General features: G+C 65.3%; 3 protein-coding genes and 1 pseudogene. 3 read left to right on the forward strand and 1 reads right to left on the reverse strand.

Going from position 1 to position 2,049, the window contains the following annotated elements; genetic code table 11:
* Positions 1-181: 181 nt before the first annotated feature.
* A pseudogene (locus B059_RS21745) lies at positions 182-478 on the reverse strand (PepSY domain-containing protein); the annotation flags it as partial.
* Positions 479-626: 148 nt separating this feature from the next.
* On the opposite strand from B059_RS21745, the gene B059_RS0118290 reads away from it, so the two are divergent.
* From B059_RS0118290 to B059_RS19780, 3 genes are all read left to right on the forward strand, one after another.
* Positions 627-1,004, forward strand: a complete 378-nt coding sequence (locus tag B059_RS0118290; RefSeq protein ID WP_018079669.1) for a DUF1924 domain-containing protein — start codon at positions 627-629, stop codon at positions 1,002-1,004.
* A 21-nt stretch (positions 1,005-1,025) separates the two neighbouring features.
* A complete protein-coding gene (locus B059_RS0118295; RefSeq protein WP_018079670.1) occupies positions 1,026-1,493 on the forward strand; it encodes a diheme cytochrome c in 468 nt (155 codons plus the stop codon).
* On the forward strand, positions 1,490-2,049 hold a 560-nt coding region (locus B059_RS19780), incomplete at its 3' end, for a cytochrome b/b6 domain-containing protein (RefSeq protein ID WP_018079671.1). The genes B059_RS0118295 and B059_RS19780, both read left to right, overlap by 4 nt.

Consider the following 2,049-nt stretch of genomic DNA (forward strand, 5'->3'; position numbering starts at 1 on the left):
GCGCACCGGCAGGCGGGGGAAAACGTGGTCGCTCAGGTGTGCCGCCGTCTCCACCATCCGCCGCGTGGTGCACGAGGGGCAGACTCCCCGGCCTTACGCGTTTCTCCTGTACCTGGCCCTTGGAGCCGATCACGCGGCCCGTTTGCGCATTGATTTTCAGCTTGTAGACGCGGCCGTTGGCCGGCAGCAACTTGAGCTCGTAGAGCCAGAGGCCGTCCTCGCGCTCCAGCTCGGTCTTCACCACCCGGCCGGCGTAGCGCTGCTCGACCTGGTCGAGTATCTCGGCCAGCGGCTTGATCTGCCCGGCGGCCATCGCGGCACGGGCGCGGTCGTGCTCCTCGCGCTCGTCGTCATGGTTGCCGGCGTACAGGCCGCCGGCGGCCAGCGCGATCACCACGCCCAGCAGGAGAATCCGGATTGTCTTCATTGAATGCACCCATGCGGCTATCGAAGAATGAATGTAAAAGTATCGGCGCATCGGCAATCAGGCGCCAGTCCCGCTGCAAGCATGGCAACGCCAACATGAACCGTAGCTGAACGGGGCGATCAGCGCCGGTTCAGCGGCGCCTGGCTAGCATCCGGTCATGGCTTGCGCATCCGTCGCCGGCCGCCATCCGGAGAAAGCAATGCACAAAACCCTGTTACTGATCGCGCTGACGTTCGGCAGCGCCGCCTGGGCCGCCAGCCCGCAAGACCTGCTGCAACAGTATGAAGCATCTTCCGGCAAAGCCTCGGCGCAGCGCGGCCAGCAGCTGTTCGTCAACAAGCACGGGCGCGAATGGAGCTGCGCCAGCTGCCACGGCAGCACCCCGAACAAAAGCACCCAGCACATCGTCACCGGCAAGACCATCCTGCCGCTGGCGCCGGCCGCCAACGAGCAGCGCTTCACCGACGCCGCCAAATCCGAAAAATGGTTCAAGCGCAACTGCAACGACGTGATGGGCCGGGAATGCACCTCGCAGGAAAAGGTCGACATCATCTCCTGGCTGCTGACCATCAGATAAACCCCATACAAGGACGCCATCATGCACAACATCACCCGCCTGCTCCTTTCCGGCTGCTGCGCCGCGCTGCTCTCGGCGCCGGCGCTGGCCGACAACATCGGCATGCCCGGCAACATGCCGAAATCGTATGCAGCCGAATGCGCTAGCTGCCACATCCCGTATGCGCCCGGCCTGCTGCCGTCGAAATCCTGGCTCGGCATCATGCACTCGCTGGACAAGCATTACGGCACCGACGCCAGCCTCGACCCGAAATCGGTGGCCGAAATCTCGGCCTGGCTGAACCAGCATGCGGCCGGCTCGCGCAAGTTCGCCGAGCCCTCGCCCGACAACCGCATCACCAGCAGCGCCTGGTTCGCCCGCAAGCACCGCGAAGTCGGCAAGGAGGTCTGGCTGCGCGCATCGGTCAAGAGCCGCGCCAACTGCGCCGCCTGCCACCGCCAAACCGACAAGGGCGACTTCGATGAAGACAATGTAAGGATTCCGAAATGAAACCGCAACGCTCCGGCACGACCCGGCATCAGGACGTTGAAACCCTGCCGCAAAAAACTGCGCTGGTGTGGGACCTGCCGGTCCGGCTCTTCCACTGGTCGCTCGCGCTGTCCTTCCTGGGCGCCTGGCTGACTTCGGAAAGCGAACGCTGGCAGCTCTGGCACATCAGCTTCGGCTATTCGATGGCGCTGCTGATCGGATTGCGCCTGGTCTGGGGCCTGACCGGCACCCACTACGCCCGCTTCAGCGAATTCATCCGCGGCCCCGGCGCGGTAGCCGCCTACCTGCGCTCCTGGCTGCAACTGCGCCCGCGCCACTACGTCGGCCACAATCCGGCCGGCGCGCTGGCGATCGTCGCGATCCTGGGCACGGCCCTGCTGCTGGTGGCTAGCGGCCACGCCAGCTACGCCGAGCTCGGCGGCGACTGGCTGTCCGAAGTCCACGAAGCACTGGCAAACGTGCTGATGGCACTCGTCGTGCTGCACATCGCGGCCGTGTTCCTGACCTCGCTGCTGCACCGCGAAAACCTGGTGCGCGCCATGCTGACCGGCAAGAA

This window comes from Thiobacillus denitrificans DSM 12475, assembly GCF_000376425.1.
Lineage (GTDB): Bacteria > Pseudomonadota > Gammaproteobacteria > Burkholderiales > Thiobacillaceae > Thiobacillus > Thiobacillus denitrificans.